Annotated in this window: 14 protein-coding genes and 5 tRNA genes; 3 read left to right on the top strand and 16 right to left on the bottom strand. The window is 42.4% G+C overall.

Annotated elements, in window-relative coordinates; all coding sequences use genetic code 11:
- Positions 1–219 precede the first annotated feature (219 nt).
- Together AOG27_RS01615 and AOG27_RS01610 are read left to right on the top strand one after the other, a co-directional pair.
- On the top strand, positions 220–1,065 hold the full coding sequence (locus AOG27_RS01615; RefSeq protein ID WP_054551264.1) for a MurR/RpiR family transcriptional regulator: 846 nt from the start codon (positions 220–222) through the stop codon (positions 1,063–1,065).
- 378 nt (positions 1,066–1,443) lie between these two features.
- Positions 1,444–4,482, top strand: coding sequence for a carboxypeptidase regulatory-like domain-containing protein (locus AOG27_RS01610; protein WP_054551263.1), 3,039 nt, complete (start codon positions 1,444–1,446; stop codon positions 4,480–4,482).
- 67 nt (positions 4,483–4,549) lie between these two features.
- Here the strand turns inward: AOG27_RS01610 and AOG27_RS01605 are convergent, their stop codons facing one another.
- From AOG27_RS01605 to AOG27_RS01565, 9 genes are all read right to left on the bottom strand, one after another.
- Complete coding sequence (locus tag AOG27_RS01605; protein WP_054551262.1) at positions 4,550–4,978, bottom strand: energy transducer TonB; 429 nt, start codon at positions 4,976–4,978, stop codon at positions 4,550–4,552.
- A gap of 105 nt (positions 4,979–5,083) precedes the next feature.
- Positions 5,084–6,262, bottom strand: coding sequence for an exo-beta-N-acetylmuramidase NamZ domain-containing protein (locus AOG27_RS01600; RefSeq protein ID WP_054551261.1), 1,179 nt, complete (start codon positions 6,260–6,262; stop codon positions 5,084–5,086).
- A complete protein-coding gene (gene murQ / locus AOG27_RS01595) occupies positions 6,262–7,197 on the bottom strand; it encodes an N-acetylmuramic acid 6-phosphate etherase (RefSeq protein WP_054551260.1) in 936 nt (311 codons plus the stop codon). Before murQ ends, AOG27_RS01600 begins: the two co-directional genes overlap by 1 nt.
- Positions 7,187–8,098: a BadF/BadG/BcrA/BcrD ATPase family protein gene (locus AOG27_RS01590; RefSeq protein WP_054551259.1), complete on the bottom strand. Its 912-nt coding sequence runs from the start codon at positions 8,096–8,098 to the stop codon at positions 7,187–7,189. Before AOG27_RS01590 ends, murQ begins: the two co-directional genes overlap by 11 nt.
- Positions 8,099–9,667 (bottom strand): sodium:solute symporter, encoded by a 1,569-nt coding sequence (locus AOG27_RS01585; RefSeq protein WP_054551258.1) that lies wholly within the window; start codon positions 9,665–9,667, stop codon positions 8,099–8,101.
- A gap of 80 nt (positions 9,668–9,747) precedes the next feature.
- On the bottom strand, positions 9,748–10,497 hold the full coding sequence (locus AOG27_RS01580) for a L,D-transpeptidase family protein (protein WP_082389162.1): 750 nt from the start codon (positions 10,495–10,497) through the stop codon (positions 9,748–9,750).
- Positions 10,494–11,606, bottom strand: coding sequence for a dipeptide epimerase (locus AOG27_RS01575; RefSeq protein WP_054551256.1), 1,113 nt, complete (start codon positions 11,604–11,606; stop codon positions 10,494–10,496). The genes AOG27_RS01580 and AOG27_RS01575 overlap by 4 nt, the downstream gene beginning before the upstream one ends.
- Before the next feature lie 8 nt (positions 11,607–11,614).
- Positions 11,615–12,991, bottom strand: a complete 1,377-nt coding sequence (locus tag AOG27_RS01570) for an SH3 domain-containing protein (RefSeq protein WP_054551255.1) — start codon at positions 12,989–12,991, stop codon at positions 11,615–11,617.
- 21 nt (positions 12,992–13,012) lie between these two features.
- Entirely contained in the window at positions 13,013–14,311 is a 1,299-nt protein-coding gene (locus AOG27_RS01565) for a hypothetical protein (protein WP_054551254.1), read from the bottom strand.
- 160 nt (positions 14,312–14,471) lie between these two features.
- Here AOG27_RS01565 and AOG27_RS01560 point away from each other — a divergent pair, with 160 nt between their 5' ends.
- On the top strand, positions 14,472–16,487 hold the full coding sequence (locus AOG27_RS01560; protein ID WP_054551253.1) for a TonB-dependent receptor: 2,016 nt from the start codon (positions 14,472–14,474) through the stop codon (positions 16,485–16,487).
- 416 nt (positions 16,488–16,903) lie between these two features.
- On the opposite strand, the gene AOG27_RS01555 is transcribed toward AOG27_RS01560, so the two are convergent.
- The 7 genes from AOG27_RS01555 to lysS form a co-directional block, all read right to left on the bottom strand.
- Positions 16,904–16,980 (bottom strand) — tRNA-Arg (locus AOG27_RS01555).
- Between the two features lie 95 nt (positions 16,981–17,075).
- A tRNA-Arg gene (locus AOG27_RS01550) sits at positions 17,076–17,152 on the bottom strand.
- A 60-nt stretch (positions 17,153–17,212) separates the two neighbouring features.
- A tRNA-Arg gene (locus AOG27_RS01545) sits at positions 17,213–17,289 on the bottom strand.
- Between the two features lie 55 nt (positions 17,290–17,344).
- A tRNA-Arg gene (locus tag AOG27_RS01540) sits at positions 17,345–17,421 on the bottom strand.
- A gap of 37 nt (positions 17,422–17,458) precedes the next feature.
- Positions 17,459–17,551 (bottom strand) — tRNA-Ser (locus AOG27_RS01535).
- A gap of 112 nt (positions 17,552–17,663) precedes the next feature.
- Complete coding sequence (locus tag AOG27_RS01530; protein WP_054551252.1) at positions 17,664–17,861, bottom strand: hypothetical protein; 198 nt, start codon at positions 17,859–17,861, stop codon at positions 17,664–17,666.
- A 251-nt stretch (positions 17,862–18,112) separates the two neighbouring features.
- Positions 18,113–19,648 (bottom strand): lysine--tRNA ligase, encoded by a 1,536-nt coding sequence (gene lysS, locus AOG27_RS01525; protein WP_054551251.1) that lies wholly within the window; start codon positions 19,646–19,648, stop codon positions 18,113–18,115.
- Positions 19,649–19,667 lie beyond the last annotated feature (19 nt).

Genomic DNA, 19,667 nt, shown 5'->3' with positions numbered 1-19,667 from the left:
GCTAAGTTACTAAAAATAGGGCTTTCTCAATAATTAGTGTTGTATCTATTATGGAATAAAACTATATTATTCCATCTAAATTAAGAAAAATATTCCAAACTTAGGTCTGCTAAAACAAAAATAAGTCGTCGTGTTAAGCAAACAATGCGCCCAAGCCCTGTGTTTATAATAGAACCATGCTTTGCGTTTTGACTAAGTTAAGCAAACAAAGTGAGCCCTATGTCTACTTTTGTAAAAATTAAAGCCTTACGCCAATCTCTATCGAGCAGCGAAGCTAAGCTTGCTGACTTTACGTTAAATTCAGCGAATGCGATTCGTAATTTATCATCGGTTGAACTAGCAAAAGTGGTTGGTGTAAGCCAATCAAGTGTGGTGAAGTTTTCGCAAAAGTTAGGTTATAAAGGCTTCCCTGCTTTTAAGCTTGCGGTAATTGATGCCCTTAACGATGAAACGAGCGAACCTAAGCTACATGGCAAGATCACCCTGAATGACTCGCTAGAGCAAATCGCCGAAAAACTATTAAGCAGTAAATTGGCGGTGTTAACCGAAACAAAAAACCTCAACGAAGCGCCTGCCGTCGAAAAAGCGGTAGAGCTATTAAAATCAGCAAAACGTATTCTGATTTGTGGTTTAGGTGGCTCAGCGCTGGTTGCAAAAGATTTTTCTTATAAATTGCAAAAACTCGGTATGCCTGCAATTGCAGAGCCAGATGGGCATGCACAACTTGCGTATGTTGCGACCTTTTCGAAAGGTGATTTGGTCATCGCGATTAGTGAATCAGGTATGACTCGCGAAATTGCCGAAGTTGTTAAGCAAGCCAAGAAAAATTCAAGCTCGGTGATCTCAGTGACAAAATTTGGCAGTAGCCTTGTTGCCGACTCAGCTGATGTAAAACTTTACTCGGTTGCTGAGGGTGAGTCTGTACGTTTATCGTCAATTTTAGCGCGAACGGCACAAGATTTTGTCATTGATATTTTGTTTATAGCCCTAACGCAATCAAGCCGTCAAGGCCGTAAGTTACTAGAACATTCTAATGAAGTTGTTGGCGAATTTAAGAATAACTAATTTCTTCATTAAAGTTACTTAAATACTAAAAAGCAGCTTAGGCTGCTTTTTTTGTGTCTATTTTATATTTGTAATTAACAATTCATTTTTACCCTCTAAATCATTTACTCGTTTAGCTAAGGTACTGACCAAAAAGTCATAATTTCTTACAAAGTTTTGCTAACACTAAATTAGCCACTCGCTAAGGCTAGTTATTGCTAAGCTTTACCTAAAATCGGTTATATATTTTATTCCTAAAAACACACCTTAAAATAAAAAAATATTCTTGACCACATTCAATAACACCTGTTTAATATATGGGCAACATAATTTTAAAGTTCATAAGTCTCAATTGGGTAAGTAGTCCAGCAAAGCATATAAATATAAGGACGGGAAACAATGAAACAACATGCATCCACACTCGCAATGAGCTATATAGCAAAAGCGACTAGCAATGCACTTCGCGCAAAGAAAACAGCCTTAACCGGTGTTGTTATGGCCGCGGCACTCGCCAGCGCGCCAGCCTTTGCAAATCTAACCGGGGGGATCAAAGGTAAGGTATCATCACCAGAAGCACAGCAGTCACTGGCGGGGATCACCGTTACAGCAAAAAGTAATGTGATGCCAAAACCACGTACTGTCGTTACACGAGAAGACGGCAGCTACGACTTACCACAATTAAAACCGGGTACTTATGAACTGACTTTCACCGATAAAAACGGTGTAACTCAAACCATGACTGTGGATGTTTTACTTGAACAAACTTCGAGCCTAAACGTCACTATGGGTGGTGCTAACGAAAACGTTGAAGTCATCACGGTTACCGGCAGTAAATTATTCCGCCAAGGTAAGTCTGCACTAACTAACTCATTAGGTGAAGAAGCAATCAACAGCGTGCCTGTTGGTCAAGATTATCGTGACCTATTAAAACTTGTACCAGGTGTTGAGCTTTCGGCAAATACAATTTTAGGTCCGTCAGCGGGTGGCTCTGGGGTTGATAACTCTTATGGATTTGACGGTGTAAATGTTTCAATGCCAATGTTTGGTAACTTAGCATCAGAGCCATCAACTCACGACGTTGCTTACGTTACTATGGACCGCGGTGGTGCAAAAGCGGTTGGTTTTAACCGCTCAGGTGGCTTCTCAATTAACACCGTATCAAAATCAGGTACTGACGAGTTTCACGGCAATGTAGAATACAAAGTACAACCAAAAAGCTTTGTTGCAACACCTGTTGGTGAAGAAAGCTATGAGCTTGATAAAAGCTGGTTAACAGCAAGCTTAGGCGGCCCACTTATTGAGGATACATTATATTTCTATACCTCTTATTATCGCCCAGAAGAAACTAAAGCGAACAAAGCTACCGCTTACGGTGATGTGAAGGACTATGAAAGTATTCGCGATGAATACTTTGGTAAATTAACTTGGGCGCCTACTGACGATATTTTAATTAATATTTCACAGCGTACATCTGACAAAGAAGTTAAAGGTGATTCAATTGGCGCTTACGAAACTGACAGTGTATCTGTCGGTAGTAAAGCTGACCAAGATATCTTTACTTTAGATGGCTCTTGGATTTTAGGCTCTGCAACTACTCTATCATTCCAATACAGTAAGTTTGAATTAGAAACAGGTTCAAAACCAGATACTGAGTTAAGCGTTATTCCATCATTATCTAGCCAAGTAGATATCAATAACCTTACTCAAATGGGTTATTTTTCTGTTCCAAACCTAAGAGAATATGATTCTGAAGGTGCTTTCACAGAAGAGCAAATAGCTTCTTATAATGCGGGAGCTACAGCATTAATCAATGCTTATGGTTACTTAGAAGATGGTGTGATGAAAGGTGAAGGTGGTGTTGGTGCTTACGCCCAATATGATAACCAAAACTTTTACAGAGACTCTTTTGAAATTAATTTAGAGCATGAGTTTAACTGGGGTGACACTTACCACACACTACACTTAGGCGCAAAATGGGAAGAAGGTGAAGAGCAGATTACTCGTTTATCAAATGGTTGGGGGCGCATCTCTTACCTAGGAGGTTTAGTCGATCCTGATGCAGACACTGAAGGTTTTGACCCTGCCGACGCTATATATAGAGCACATGTACAGCAAATGAGTCTAGCAACTGATGGGAGCACAGTCTCTGGTATCAATTCTGAAATGCGTAGCCTCAATTTCGAAATAAACGATACTATTGAACATGGTGATTGGACTTATAATATTGGCCTACTTGTGAGCCAAGATACTTGGTACGGGCAAGGCTTAAAAGAGAAATCGGGAACAGTATCGGGTTACGAGTTAGCTCCGGGCCATAAGTACGAAATGTATAAAACAGATTGGAGTGATATGCTTCAACCGCGTTTAGGTGCAACTTGGAATTATGCAGAACAAGACTCAGTATTTGCGAATTTTGCTATTTATAACCCTGAAGCAAGTTCATTAGCTCGTGCAGCATCTTGGGACCGTAACACACGCTCAGAAATTGAATTATTACTTGATGACTCGGGTAATATTCTTTCTGCATCACCTCGACGCGGCTCGTCAGGTAAAGCATTCCAAGAGGGTATGAAACCTCGTCGTATCAATGAGTTCACGCTTGGTACCACTAAATACGTGGGTTCTGATTTAGTATTACGTGCTCACGTACGTCACCGTAAAGGTATGCATTTTTGGGAAGATATGCCAAATGACGCTCGCTTAACTGACTACTCTGGTGTTGATGCAGAAGGTGTACCACAACACATAGCAGACAAAGGCCTTTATGTAGATAACCTAGCCGAAATCCGCGATGAAATTGGCGGTTCATCTTATGTTATTGCTGAAGTAGATGGTGGCGAGACTAAATATTGGGAAGCCAGTATCGAAGCTGAGTACCTAGGTGAAAACAGCTACATCAATGCTTCTTATGTTTGGAGTCATTACTACGGTAACTTCGACCAAGACAATACCACAACAAGTAATGATGCTAATAACTTTATTGGCTCATCATACTATGGTGATGGTCGTGGTCGTTACTCATGGGATAACCGCTACGGAACACTATCTGGAGATAAACCGCATAAAGTCAAAGTGTATGGTTACTACACTGTGCCGTGGGAAGCAAACATTGGTGCTTACTTTGTATTCCAATCTGGTCAAGCTTGGGAAGCATGGGATGGTACACAATACGGATACGCTTCAAGTCATGTGAGTCGCTATGCAGAACCTGCGGGTTCTCGAAGAACAGCAAGCCACTGGCAACTTGACTTAAACTACACCCAAGACTTTAAGTTCTCAGGTGATATGGAATTACAATTCCGCGCAGATTTATTTAATGTCTTTAACCGCCAAACAGGGTTCAACAAAAACCCGTACGCTCAGTATGAAAACTTTGGTGAATCACGCAGTTACTATAACCCGCGTAGTTTGCAGCTTTCAGTTAACTTCAAGTTCTAAGTTAATCAATCCTGTTGGGGCCGCTATTGCGGCCCTTTTTATGCCTCAAAAAAATAAAAGACAAAGCTTAAATTGTACAAAATGCTTTTGCAGCATCTATATTAGCCGCTTCTATCATGAAGTAGTCTAGCTGCACCGTTCGGGTTATCGCTCGCGACTCGCTGTTACTTTTACTTGCCTGCCACAGCCAATGTTTAAGTGACTCTCGCGACACATCGATAAATAGTTCTTCTGGGAAGCTCTCTACAAAACGGATATCGGTGGTATTACCTTGTTTATCAATAGTAATAATAAAGCGCGCACAGCCTGTCTGCTTAGATATTAAAGCAGCTTGAGGATAGTTGGGCTTTGTTGCATGTTTAAGTGTCCACAGCTGCTCTGCTGCGTTTTTATCATCACGAAGGTCGAGCACATCGGTTGAGTTACTTGTTGCACTGTTTGGGAGTTGTGAGCAGCCAGCGAGTAAAGAAAATGCAGCAATTAAATGAACTTTCATGGTATATCCTTATAAATCAAGTCCCTGAATATACCACAATTAATTTTTAGAAATATAAAAAAACGAGGCAAGCGCCTCGTTGTTATCGCTCTAATTATCTAATTATTATTGATACAGCAAATATGGCCTTCGCTTGCGTTTAAAAGCGTTCAAATCCGCTTGCCAGCTTTGCTTGATTTGTTGCTCAGTTTGGCCAGCTTCAATCGCTAAACGCAATTTATCAGTTCCTGCAAGTTTATCCATAAAACCAGCTCGTTCAAAAAACGTTTGATCATTCGCGCTCAACTGTTGATAAGCCGAAATAAACAAACTTAAATCTAAACCTTGAATATCAGCATCTCGTAAGTCTTGACCAAATACTTCAACCCCTTTGAATTTAGGGTGCATTGAAGCGCCTTTAATCGCCCTAGGCGTAAAACTAAATTCGCCGAGTTTAACTGGCGAGTAACCAACAACTTGAAACGGAAAATCAGTACCACGGCCAATAGTTACAGGCGTTGCTTCAAAGAAACACAAAGATGGATATAGCGCAATTGATTGAGCATTCGGTAAGTTAGGGCTTGGCTTTATTGGTAGCTCATAAGCCATAGTACGGTCATAATTTGCAACGGGCACGACACTTAGCTCAAGCTTATCAGCGTCATTTATCCAGCCTTCACCTTTGATCATTTGAGCAAGTTCAGCCACTGTCATACCGTGTAAAACAGGAATTTCGTGCATGCCTACAAATGAGCGAAATTGCGGATCAAGGATAGGTCCATCCACATAGGCTATATTTGGGTTTGGTCTATCAAGTACCACTACCTGTTTACCATTTTCAGCGGCAGCTTCCATTACGTAGTGCATTGAGCTGATGTAAGTGTAAAAACGCACACCGACATCTTGAATATCAAAAATAATAACATCTAAATCCGCAAGCATCTCAGGGCTTGGTTTTTTATTACTGCCATATATCGACACAACATCAATGCCGGTTTTAGCATCTACTGTGCTTTTAACGTGAGCACCGGCGTCATGGTCGCCGCGAAAGCCATGCTCTGGGGCAAAAATTTTGCTAACGACAACGCCTTTATCAAGTAAGGCATCAACCAAATGTTGACCATTCACCACAGATGTTTGATTAACCACCAAGCCAACACGTTTACCTTTTAATGCAGGAACATAAGCTTGAAAATTGGCTGCGCCAACCTGTAAAGGCTGTGCATTTTTAGGCGCTTGTGCAGGTGTTTCTTGGCAACCTAAAAGCGCAAAACAACTAAGAACTAAAATAACTAATAAACGCATTATTCTTCAACCGCCTTACGTAAAAAGCCACCTGCTTTTGACAATAACTGTTTTGCTTCAGGAGCTGGTTTTCCGGTCAACACAATTAAAATAGCCAGTTTTGCGCTTTGCCCTGCTTGCTTTAATGCATCAACGGCTTGCTGCTGCGAACACTCTGTTGCTTGCATCACAATACGAATAGCACGAGCATGTAGCTTTTCGTTACTGGCATTTACATCAACCATCAGGTTTTTATACACCTTGCCTGTGCGGATCATGCTGGCTGTACTTAGCATATTCAACACCAGTTTCTGTGCAGTGCCCGATTTCATACGTGTAGAACCAGTCACAGCTTCTGCACCAACTACAGGGCAAATACCAATTTGTGGTAAACGCATCACAGCTGAGTCTGGGTTACAAGTAACACCCACAGTGACACAACCTAACGATTTAGCGTATTCAATTGCCGAGCAAACATAGGGGGTACGGCCACTGGCAGCTATGCCAACCACGACATCTTTACTGTTTAAACTCACATTTTTTAAATCTTCAACAGCAAGTGTTGTACTATCCTCAGCGCCTTCTACGGCTTTTTTAACCGCGGTGTCACCACCTGCAATAATACCGAGGACTTGCTGATCGCTAACGCTATAGGTAGGCGCACATTCAACTGCATCCAAAATACCTAAGCGACCACTGGTGCCAGCGCCAATGTAGATTAACCTGCCACCTTGTTGAAATGCGTCAACCACATGATCGACAGCTTCACTAATTTGTGGGATCACTTGTTTCACGGCACCCGCTACTTTGTGATCTTCATTATTGATCTTAGTGAGGATCTCAGTGGAGCTGAGCAGATCGATATCCAAAGTGTCTGGGTTTTGCCCTTCGGAGACAATACCGTTTAACTCTTCGAGTAACTCACGTTGTTGCTTAAAGACGTGCTCAGGGCTCATTGGGTTGTCCTTTTTCAATAATGTCATGGTAATGCTTTGCCGCTAAAATGGCGGCACCAGTTAATGAATCTCCTTTACAAGGAGATAATTCGTTTTGTAAGGCTCGTGGCAATAATGGTTGGCTGACTTTCGCTAAACCACCAATTAAAATCACCGGTAACGGCGAGTTACCTCGGCTTTTATTTATTAACCTAACCACCGATTGGGTATGCTCTGTTAATACCGTTTTTGCCGCCTCACAGTCGTTTTGTAAGCTAAACACTAATGGGCTAAATGCTGCATAATCCGCAGGTTTTGCTTGTTTAAGCCAACTACTAATTGTTTGACGAGTGCATCCTAGCTGCTCACTCAAACGAACCGTTAATCGACTTTTTGGTAAATCATAAATATCTATATCGTTTAATAATTGCTGCACTGCCATCAGGCCGATGCGGGCACCACCGCCAAAATCATCAACGGAAAAGCCCCAGCCGCTCACCAACTTTGTTTGCTTTTGGGCGTTTAATCGTGCCCCGACAGCACCGGTGCCAAGGGCAATAACCACACATGGGTCACCAAGATTAGCACCATATAATGACGTAATTGCATCGCTGGTAATTTGCAAACTGGCAAATTCTATTTCGTACACTAGCTTGAGCATCACTGTTAATTGTTCAGCAAGACTCTGCGATGAGCCACCAGCAACCCCCATAACGGTGACAATTTCACTTGGCTTTGCGCCACTTTGCTGGCAAACATCACGGGTCACTTTAACAATGTTTTCTAACGCTAAATCAAGATCAATCGAAATTGATGCCGAACCCGCTTGGGCACGGAAAGTCGCACCACTTGCCTGCTCTTTTAGCTCAGCTAACACTTTGGTGCCGCCGCCATCGATGGCTAAAATATAGCGTAAGGCCATTTATGCGCTCTTCTCGTGTGCCGCTTTACCTAGGCAACATACAATAGTTGCGAGCAATGTACCTATGCATAGCTGCCAAGTAAATCCTAAGTAAAAGCGCATTGACTCAGGTAGTAGCCAGTCAATCATGTAGGGCTGCATTAATAAGGTCACCATAAAGCCCGCTATTAGCGCCGCTAACACTGAACCTTCACTACCTCGTTTGGTGAACAAGGTAGTAAAATACACACCTAACAAACCGCTGTACGAGAACACCATGACACTTAGCGCAAATTTTAATAATGGCATATCACTGTATTGCTGCCAGAAATAGCAAAGAATAGCCATAAGCGCTAAAGCAAGGCTTACTAAAGCCATGCCTACACGACCCGCTTTTACAAAGTGATGGTCATTTACTTGTTTATTGTGTTTTTCCAAGTAAGGGCGATAGATATCTTGTACGATGACTGAAGACATCGAACTAAGCCCAGAGTTCAAAGTAGAAATAGCGGCAGCAATAATACCCACGCTGACTAAACCTTTAACCCCGGCTGGTACTTCGTTTAATACGTAGTACATAAAGATAGTAATTTTTTCGCCATTAAATTCTTGTACGACCGTTTGCCCAGCTTCGCTATTCATTAGTGCAGGTTGCTGATAAACAATATACAGCAGCAAACCAATAAAGATAAAAATAGCCATAACTGGGATCACCATCACCACCGATAGTAATAACGCTTTACTGCCTTCTTTTGGACTTTTACAGGTTAATAAGCGCTGCGTCATATCTTGGTCTAAACCAAATGCAGCGATGTTTAATAGCACAAACCCCGTTAACACAGAGGCCATGTTAAACACACCTGACGGGCCAAAATCTAAATCAAATTTAAACAGCGCAAGTTTTGAATCTGCACCAGGACTTGGCTCATTCAAAGTTGCAATAATGGTTGAGAAATCAGCCGGAATAACACTCAACAAGCACCAAATAACCGCAATAGCCGCACTGACATAAACGATACTTTGCAGTACATCAGAATAAATAACGCTGCGAATGCCACCCAAAAAGGTATAAAGCAGACCCGCAAGCGCCAATACTAAAGTCGCGATGACCACACTATCGGCATCGATATTGCCATACAGAATCATCGCCACAGCAATCGCTGCCATGTATAAGCGGGCGCCACTGGCAAACACACGACCAAATAAATACATCATGCCGCTACGGCGCTTGGCCTTTGGCCCGATACGTTTTTCAAGCAGTTCATATACAGTGAACACTTTTTGCTGGTAGAACTTCGGAATTAAAAATGCCGATACTATGAAGGCCGCAATAAAGGCACCGATATTAGTCGCAATATAAGAAAAATCACCTTGATAGCCTTGATCAGGCCCGCCAATAAACGTTGCCGCTGATTGCGAAGTCGCTAAAACAGAAATAGCCACCATCCACGTTGGCATGCTATTTCCGCCTAGAAAAAAATCTTGGCTTGAGTTAGCGCGTTTGCGATTAAACCACCAGCCACTTAGCAATAAAATTGCACCGTAACTTGCGAATACTAGCCAATCGAGAAAAGCGTAATTTGCACTCATTTATTATCCTAACCCAAACCTTGATGGAATATATTATTCCACCATTATGACAAAATTAAAATACTTTTATTTCATTATTTTTATTTAGCTAAGTTAGGTAATTGCCACTGACTTTGCTTTTGTTGATATTGCGCTTTGGTTAAGCTGACTAATAGCGGCTTTTTACGCTCATCTAACCACGCAAGTAACGCATCCATATTGCTTTCTGTCATTGCTGTGCAACCTGCTGTAGGCTTACTTGGCGCCCGCCATAAATGCATAAAGATACAACTGCCCGCGCCATTGATATTGCTTGGGTTATGCTTAACAACAATGCCTTTTTTATAAAGGTTATCTTGGCTGTAAATATCACGACGCATCCATTCTGAAGAGTCTTTTACGGCATCTTCACCTACTTGTGCTTTATCAACCAATTGGTTGTAAAACGGTGAGCCTTTCACATCGATACAATAATCATTTGCTGTCATTGCTTGATAACTAAGGTTCGTTTGTAATGAATCTAAATAGCCAAAAGCAGTACCAAGCTCAAAAATACCTGCCGGCGCTTTACCATCACCTTCTTGTTTTTGCTGACCCGGCTGTGCAGGATGCAGCCCCACTCCCCACGCAAGGCCAGTACGACCCAGTACCACCGCGTGTTGCTGGCCTTGTTGTTGCCAACTACCAGCGGTTTTTTCAAAGCGATACAAGGTAGCATCAATGGCATCACTGTCATTGGCTACCACCACCACGAGCTGTTGATGACTGTTATCAATAACAGGTTTAGGTAACTCTTTACTGGCACAAGCCGATAAACTCATAACTGCAATAAGACTGACTAGTTTTTTCATGCTGGCCATACTCCGTTTGTAATTAGTTCAAGCCCCGTTATTGATTCAATACCAAGACCTGGGGCATCCGATAAGCGTATTTGTGGGCCGCTAAATTCAACGCCCCCTTGCACAGGGTCATATTGACCAAGGGCTGGGCCATCTAAATCGATTTTACTGATTTGCTGTGCTTTGGCAGAGGCTAAATGTGCAGCACCAGCTACGGCAATACTGCCCTCTAGCATACAACCTATCATACACTCTGCTTGGTATTGGGCTGTGATATTAGCAATCTCAATTGCTCGGCTTAAACCGCCCGTTTTCATTAATTTAATATTGATAATATCAACTGCGCCAAGCTCTAAAAGTTGGATCACTTGCTTCGGTGAAAAGGCGCTTTCATCGGCCATAATCGGGGTATTCACTCGCTCAGTAATATATTTGAGACCTTGAATATCACTGCTTTTTACTGGCTGCTCAACCAACTCTAATACCACGCCTGCTTGCTCAAGTTGCTGCAGTGCAAACACAGTTTGTTTGGCATTCCAGCCTTGATTTACATCTAAACGCAGCTGCGTTTTAGCGGCAAAGCCGGCATGAATTGCTTTTACACGTTCAATATCTTGATTAAGGTTATTGCCGATTTTTATTTTTAATACATCAAAGCCTTGCTCAATCGCTCGCTGACAGTCACTGAGCATTTTATCTATGTTATCGACACTAATGGTGATATCGGTTTTTAGCGCTGATTTACCACCACCAAGTAGCTTATATAAAGGCGCTTGATAGAGCTTGCCCCACAAGTCGTAAACCGCCAACTCTAAAGCCGCTTTTGCACTACTGTTACCAACCACCGTTGATTGAATAATGTGGGTAAGCTGATTAATGTTTTCGATTTCTTGCCCCACTAATTTAGGAGCAATAAACTGCTGAATGACCGCTATCATTCCTTGATGGGTATCGCCTGTAATAACCGGAGTTGAGGCCGCAGAGCCATAGCCAATTTGACCACATTCAGTGTCGATTAAAACCACTAAATCCTCGATAAAACTCACTTCTCTCAGTGCGGTTTTAAATGGGGTAACTAATGGCACTTTGAGCTTTGCAAAGCGAACAGCTTTAATTTTCATACTGGCCTCTAACGAATACGCTTAATGTTATAAACACGATCTAAGTAGCTGGTTTCTTGCGATAATCTAAGTGGCAATAATGGCGTGACCGACACCCCATTCAAGGCACTACTATAAAAGCTACCATCACCTTTGTTATAACCTAAGCCTTTAACGTCATGAATAACATAAGGCTCACCGTGATGCTCTCCTAAGTACATCATTACATGACCCGGAATATAAATTAGATCGCCAATCGCCATGTTCTTAACCGTCGGCAACTTATCATCTGCCGCAGTATTTTTATCAAAACGACTATTTTGCCCGTATTCACTACTGCCTTGCTGGCCTGAATTACGCGGCATTAGTAGGCCAAAGCTCTTATAAATTTCACCAACAAACCCAGTGCAGTCGCGACCATTGTAATCATGGCCCCAACCATAACGCTCGCCTAAAAACTTAAAGCCTTGTTTAATCAGATTCTGTTCGTTGTAGTCTAGGTAGCCTAAGTTTACATCGGCAGTTTTACTGATCATCGCCGGTTTAATTACAAGTTTGCCTTGCTCATCGCGGGTTGGTAACTGTACAACATGGCTAGCATAGCTGTTTTGGCCGTTGAGCAAATACGGTACTTGCTCACTATCAACCAATGGTAAGCGTACTCCCATATCGAGCTGCACTTCTGAGAGGGTTTCATCGCTTGGCACATAAGCAGTATTGACCTTTGCCCCGGTTACCACCAAAAAGTTAGCTTGTTCGCGATAAGCTTTTATTTTATCCGCATCAGCAAAGGCAAGATCTTCGGCTGGCGTCCATGCAAGGTAGTTGTAAGCACGAACTAACAACCATTTTTTATCTGCGCTTTGATGCAATACAGCAACCGCTTCGCCCGGAAACATACCGCTTTCTTGAAAACGATCTAAGTCTTGATCAAGGCCGCTATTTAATACCCGATCCCAGGTTGGAAAAGTGCGTAATGCGGTGCGCTTAACGACCACAGCAAAGCGTACCTCATTGTTATCTCCGACTTTGTTAAGGTTTAAGTTTTCCTGATATTTAGCAAAATCTTTCGCGGTGAGTTGTCGGCCATCAGTAAAAAAGCGCGGGCTTTTTGGAATTGAACTTGCTGAATGAATGGCGCTTGTTAGCTCGTCTTTAGTGAGCGATTTTTGAAATGAAAGAGGATCAACAATGTATTTATTATCTTTAATTAATTTCTCGTTGAAGGCTGCAATTTGCGCCTCTGTCATGATCACTTTTGCCGATGCACCTTGTGCTAGCCAGTAGCTGGGCGAAAGCTGTGACTGCGTGATCCCGATAACATCTGATTGCCAACCCTCAGCATGCATAGGTGCACTAAAAGCAACACCTAAAGTAATTGATAAAGCGATAATTGAACGACGCATAGCTGTACCTTATTGAACGCGTTAATCTAATAATTTTGTAAAAGCATGCTGCAACTTTTGCTGCATTTGCTTACCGACTGTTGGCAAATTGGCTTCGTCGGCCCCCGAAGTTGACTGCTGTACACTAAACGTAAACTCTCGGCCACCTTGGTAATTGCCTAAACACACATGTGCCAACATTACGGTTTCTGTGGTGGAGCGCGTTTCACTTGGCCCCCAACCAATTTTTTGCCAAACACGCCACTGCCCATTCGTCGCGCCATCGAGCACTTCCTTTGCTGAGCGACTATCATTTGGTGCAATAACATTTGCCAATGCATTTGTAACGATATGACTGATACCCACCATCATGCCGCCTACAGGAGCATGTTCACCTGTATGACCTGTGCCGTTAAGTAGCACATCAACATCACTTGCTTGTAAATGAGGCATTTGCGTACTTGGTTCACGCTGATGACTAACCAGACGTTTTAACCATTCCGCTTGAGCAAGTGTGGTCATTGCTTTGTTGCCCGTTAAACCACAACCCTCACAACGATACCCCAAATAGCCAGGATCATCACTGCTTGCTTTGTACCGGCTTATCTTTGCATCAAGTTCATTATTAGCAGGGTTACGCCAGTATTCGTCTGATGGCATAAACTGCTCTGAGCCATATGCGCCGTTAAATAACAAACGCTGATCCTGTAGTTTTAGCCAGCCATCATTAAAAAGCCCACGTAAATATTCGCGCCCTGCGACATTGACAAAATAACTGGCTATCGCATTTGAGTTACCATCGGCTTTACCAAATGCTTCGTAACTATTAATACTGCTGATCAAATCAGCGAGTGCCGTATCACCAGCAAAAGAAGCTGCGCCAAGCTCTGGGTGGGTTTGCCTTACTTTTGACAGCGCACCGCTAAACGCTTGAACCTTCGATGAGCTCCAAGGTTCATACAGATCATTGTGGCTCCCGTCACTTAAATACCGGTAAGCTAATTGCCCTGCTTGAACTTGATAATCGATTAGGAGTAGCTTGCCCGGTTGCTCTGGGGCTAAAAAATACTGCCAGTCGGCTGCCACTCTGTTTTGCCAACCCGCTTGCTGGTAATTAACCTCAGCCGCTGATTTATAGCCTTGCAGCTTAGTTTCACTCTCAAGCGATAAACAGCCAGTATTGGTTAAATCGTTTGGCAAAATAGCAGGCGCTAACATCACCTTCTCGAAGTATTGTTGGTCGGTTATCGGGGCTTTTTCAGTGCTTGTTTGACAACCTGCCAAGAGTATCAGGGTGCAACTTATAGCCAGCCTGTTTTGATATGCACCTTTCACATACATAAAATAAAATTCCCAATTGTTATTATTTTTGGAATATTTTATTAAATCTAACACAAATTGACCATGAAGCAAATTAACTCAATTTTTTAAACGTTTTTTGCATCCAATATTAGCAATTACTCGTTTGTTGATTAGCACCTTTCAAATAAGGATCTTTCAAATGAATAAGCTATGTATCAGTGTTGTAACCTTCTGCTGCTCTTTTAACGCGTTTGCTAATATAGAAAGAATAACGGTTTATGGTCACCGTACTGGATTAATTGGTGAGTCTATAAGCGCCTCTAGCGGTATTATTGGTCAGGGTGAAATAGAAAATAGACCCATGCTTCGATCTACTGAATTGCTTGAGTTAATTCCCGGCATGGCTGTCACCCAACACAGCGGCTCTGGAAAAGCGAATCAATATTTTATTCGTGGCTTTAATCTTGATCATGGAACAGACTTTGCCACGAACATTGATGGTATGCCTATCAATATGCGCAGTCATGGTCATGGGCAAGGCTATACTGACTTAAACTTTATAATTCCAGAAACAATTGCCACTGTTAGTTATCAAAAAGGCAGTTATGATGTGCGCCAAGGCGACTTTTCAACGGCTGGCAGTGCTTATTTTCATTTATCTGACAACCCTAAACATGATCAGCTCAGTATCACTGTAGGGGAAGATAACTTCTATAGAGGTGTTGCATTAGGGAGTACCTCAATCGGTAGTGGCAAACTGGTAGGCGCGACAGAGTGGCAAGTTTATGATGGGCCTTGGCAGGATATTAATGAAGACGTTAATAAAAAAAACGCATTGCTACGTTATAGTCGTGATTCAGAACAAGGTAACTTATCAATTACGGCAATGGCTTATGACAACAGTTGGAATTCAGCAGATCAGATCCCGCAAAGGGCTATTGAGCAAGGTATCATTTCAGAGCTTGGCTCACTCGATAAAACACTTGGCGGAGAGTCAAGTCGGTATAGCTTATCGACAAATTGGCAAGGACAAAACTTATCAGTAAGTGCATACCTCATCGACTACGAGCTAAATTTATACTCTAACTTCTCATATTTCCTTAATGATCCAATTAATGGCGATCAGTTTAACCAACGAGATAACCGCACTATCTCAGGTGGAACACTAAGCTATCAATTTACAGCTAATGTAGGTGATATTCCCGTTAATCATACCGTTGGAACAGAGCTTCGGCATGATAATGTGAATAAAGTTGGCCTATACAATACACAAGCCCGAAAGTACCTTTCAACAGTACGACAAGACAGTGTCGAGGAAACAAGCTATACAGCATACTGGCAAACACAACTTCATTTAAGTCAACAGTTAGAGGCAACCCTTGGTGTTAGATATGATTATTTAGATGCTCACGTTGATAGTGACAACAGTTTAAATTCTGGTGATGCAGATGATGATTTACTCGGCTTTAAGGCAAGTCTAACTTACTTATTTACTGATAACCTTGCTGGTTATGCAAACTGGGGGCAGTCTTTTCATTCAAATGATGCTCGTGGCGCAACCATTGCTCAAGACCCAGTAACACTTGAGGCAACAAACACCGTAGACTTACTCGTTAAGAGTAATGGTGCAGAGTTAGGATTGCGCTACTTCGATGAGCAGCAATTTAACTTTTCTGCAGCCCTTTGGTGGCTAGAACTCGACTCAGAATTGTTGTTTGTTGGTGATGCAGGTAACACTGAGGCCAGTGATGCATCACAGCGCTATGGTATAGAACTAAGTGCCTACTACTGGCTTAGTGACACATTAAGCTTAGATGCAGAAGCGTCATTTACGCATTCTCGTTTAGACATTAGCAATAACAACAACCGTATTGAGGGAGCTGTACCAGTGGTTGCAAGTGCCGGGATTAGCTGGCAGTTTGCACAACAGTGGCAAAGCTCATTACGTTTACGCCATATAGGTAAACGTATGTTGAGTGATGATGGCAGCAAACGTTCAGAGCCTTTAACTGTGGTAAATGGTTTAGTGAGTTATCAGCAAACTCATTGGAAAGCAGAACTTGAATTGCTTAACTTGTTTGATAGTAATGACCATGACATTGATTACTACTACTCATCAAGACTAGCGGGCGAACCAACAGAAGGGGTAGAAGATAATCACTTTCACCCCATTGAGCCACGCACAGTTCGATTAAGCATGAGTTTTTTATTTTAAAAAATGCCCCTACCCTGTAGGTCGCCATTTATGGCGACAGCATCTTGATGCGCGCGAAACAAGTTTCACGCCTACGGGGGCATTTTTTATATTTTGAGTTGGGGGTTTGTGAAAGCGTGATGTTCACAACTGAAGTCGCTCCTACAACCACACCTACGCGAATTGCAGGCACAAAAAAACCGACTTTCGTCGGTTTATGTCACTTTAACTCTAATTGAGAGAAAGTGGCGGACGCGGGACGTATTTTGAAACAGTGAACCTCCGGCTGCGTGGTTCAAAGTCGCCTAAAGAATAATAAGGTGCAATAAAACGGTATATTTATTCACGACTGAAGTCGCTCCTACAACCACACCTACGCGAATTGCAGGCACAAAAAAACCGACTTTCGTCGGTTTATGTCACTTTCAAGAAGAAAGTGGCGGACGCGGGAGGATTCGAACCTCCGACCGCCTGGTTCGTAGCCAGGTACTCTATCCAGCTGAGCTACGCGTCCGCAGTATGTTTCGCATGTTTAAGTCGCGCATTGACCATGTCTTAAAGACAAAAAAACCGACAGCTTGTCGGCTTATGTCACTTTCTAAGAGAAAGTGGCGGACGCGGGAGGATTCGAACCTCCGACCGCCTGGTTCGTAGCCAGGTACTCTATCCAGCTGAGCTACGCGTCCGCAGTTGCATTTTATAATCTTGCAATGATTTATCTTTATACTCGATGTGAGTTTCAAATATGGCGGACGCGGGAGGATTCGAACCTCCGACCGCCTGGTTCGTAGCCAGGTACTCTATCCAGCTGAGCTACGCGTCCACACGCACATTTGAATATTGCTAATTTATTCTCTTAGCAGAGCCAAAGTAAAAAGTGGCGGACGCGGGAGGATTCGAACCTCCGACCGCCTGGTTCGTAGCCAGGTACTCTATCCAGCTGAGCTACGCGTCCACACATATTACTTTCAAGACATGCCATTTTAAAAAAATGGTGGAGAAGGAGGGATTCGAACCCTCGATAGAGCTACAAACCCTATACTCCCTTAGCAGGGGAGCGCCTTCGGCCACTCGGCCACCTCTCCGTCTTGTGGGGCGTATAATAAAGACTTCAGGAAATATGTCAAACACTTTTCAAGGAAAATCGTACAGATGGTTATAGATTATCCACAACGCACAAAAACAACTCGTTTTTGTTTACCCTTTAGTCGTTTTTTCTTTATCACTCAACGGCTCAAGACCCGTCAGTGGGATTAGTTCATCTGTTAATTCGGCTAGGTATTGGTCTTGATAACCCAATTGTTGGAATTCGGCGATGCAGGCACGATAAAAAGCTTCACGTTGATGCTCGCTTGGCGTTGTCTCTACTGAAGACTGCGAAGGCTTTTTTGTCATTATTATTAAGTCCGTTTAAACGTTGAAGAGAATGGCGTAATGATGTCATATCTTGTCTAAAAATAATACTATCGGACTTAGAATTAGTAGAAAAACTTTACAACTTAGTAACTTCGTTTGAAAAATAATTCAGCATTTTCTTTTAGATCAGCTAATTACAATTAAATATAAAAATTGAGAGCAATAAAAATCAGAAAATTCTGATAACAAAAACGCCGCTAAAAAGCGGCGTTTTCAGAACATTTAGCTGATTAGTCAGCTTGAGGACGCATGTGTGGGAATAGGATCACGTCTTTAATTGTTGGTGAGTCAGTAAATAACATCACTAGACGATCGATACCAATACCCTCACCCGCTGTTGGTGGTAAGCCGTACTCTAACGCACGAATGTAATCTTCATCGTAGTGCATTGCTTCATCATCACCTGCGTCTTTCTCTTCAACTTGACGAGCAAAACGCTCAGCTTGATCTTGTGCATCGTTAAGCTCAGAGAAACCATTTGCTAATTCACGGCCACCTACGAAGAATTCAAAACGGTCAGTCACAAATGGGTTTTCATCGTTACGGCGCGCAAGTGGAGACACTTCCCACGGGTAAGCGGTAATGAAAGTTGGTTGAATTAACTTATGCTCAGCAGTCTCTTCGAAGATTTCACACAAGAACTTACCTGGGCCCCATACGCAGTTTTCTGGGATCTTAACGTGTACTTGCTTTGCGTACGCTTTAAGTTCTTCAAAATGGTTTTCAGGGTCATTAAATACCGCAGCATCAAAGTCTGGGTTGTACTTAAGGATAGCCTCGCTCATTGTTAAACGAGCAAAAGGTTGTCCAAAGTCGTACTCTACTGAATCAACAACTTCACCATTTTCATCTTTCGTTGTGTTTACCACAATTGGTGAACCAAGTACGTCTGTCGCAACAGTACGTAACATGTCTTCAGTAATGTTCATCAGGTCAATGTAATCCGCATATGCTTGGTAGAATTCGATCATCGTGAATTCTGGGTTATGACGCGTTGATAAACCTTCGTTACGGAAGTTACGATTGATTTCGAATACACGCTCAAAGCCACCTACAACTAAACGTTTTAAGTAAAGTTCAGGGGCAATACGTAAGTACATGTCGATATCAAGTGCATTGTGGTGTGTTACGAATGGACGTGCAGACGCACCACCTGGGATCACTTGTAGCATCGGTGTTTCAACTTCCATGAAGTCACGATCAGCTAAGAAACGACGGATACCTTCAACAACTTTTGAGCGAATACGGAAAGTTTCACGTGTCGCATCATTCGTAATTAAATCAACATAACGTTGACGGTATTTAGTTTCTTGGTCAGATAAACCATGGAATTTTTCTGGTAACGGACGTAATGACTTTGTCAGTAACTCGTACTCTGTCATTTCTACGTAAAGGTCACCTTTACCTGATTTATTTAGTGCGCCTTTAACACCGATGATGTCACCGATATCAAGTTGACCGTATTTTGCTTTCAATTCTTTTTGTACGTCTTTTGATGCGTACGCTTGAATTTGGCCTTTCATGTCTTGTAACGCAAGGAAAGGACCACGTTTTGCAAGAATACGACCTGCAACTGATACAACATGTTGCTCAGCAACTAATTCTTCTTTCGATTTATCACCAAACTCAGCTTGCAAATCAGCCGTGTAATGTTCACGACGGAATTGGTTTGGATGACCGTTGGCTGGGCAATTTTCGCGGATTGCGTCTAATTTGCCACGACGCTCAGCGATTAACTTATTTTCGTCTTGGATTTGATCAGTCATTTTTTAGCTCTTTTTTAGC

It is taken from the genome of Pseudoalteromonas lipolytica (genome assembly GCF_001306915.1).
Classification (GTDB): domain Bacteria; phylum Pseudomonadota; class Gammaproteobacteria; order Enterobacterales; family Alteromonadaceae; genus Pseudoalteromonas; species Pseudoalteromonas simplex.
The sequence above is the reverse complement of the archived record's forward strand: the minus strand, read 5'-3'. Positions and strand labels throughout refer to the sequence as shown.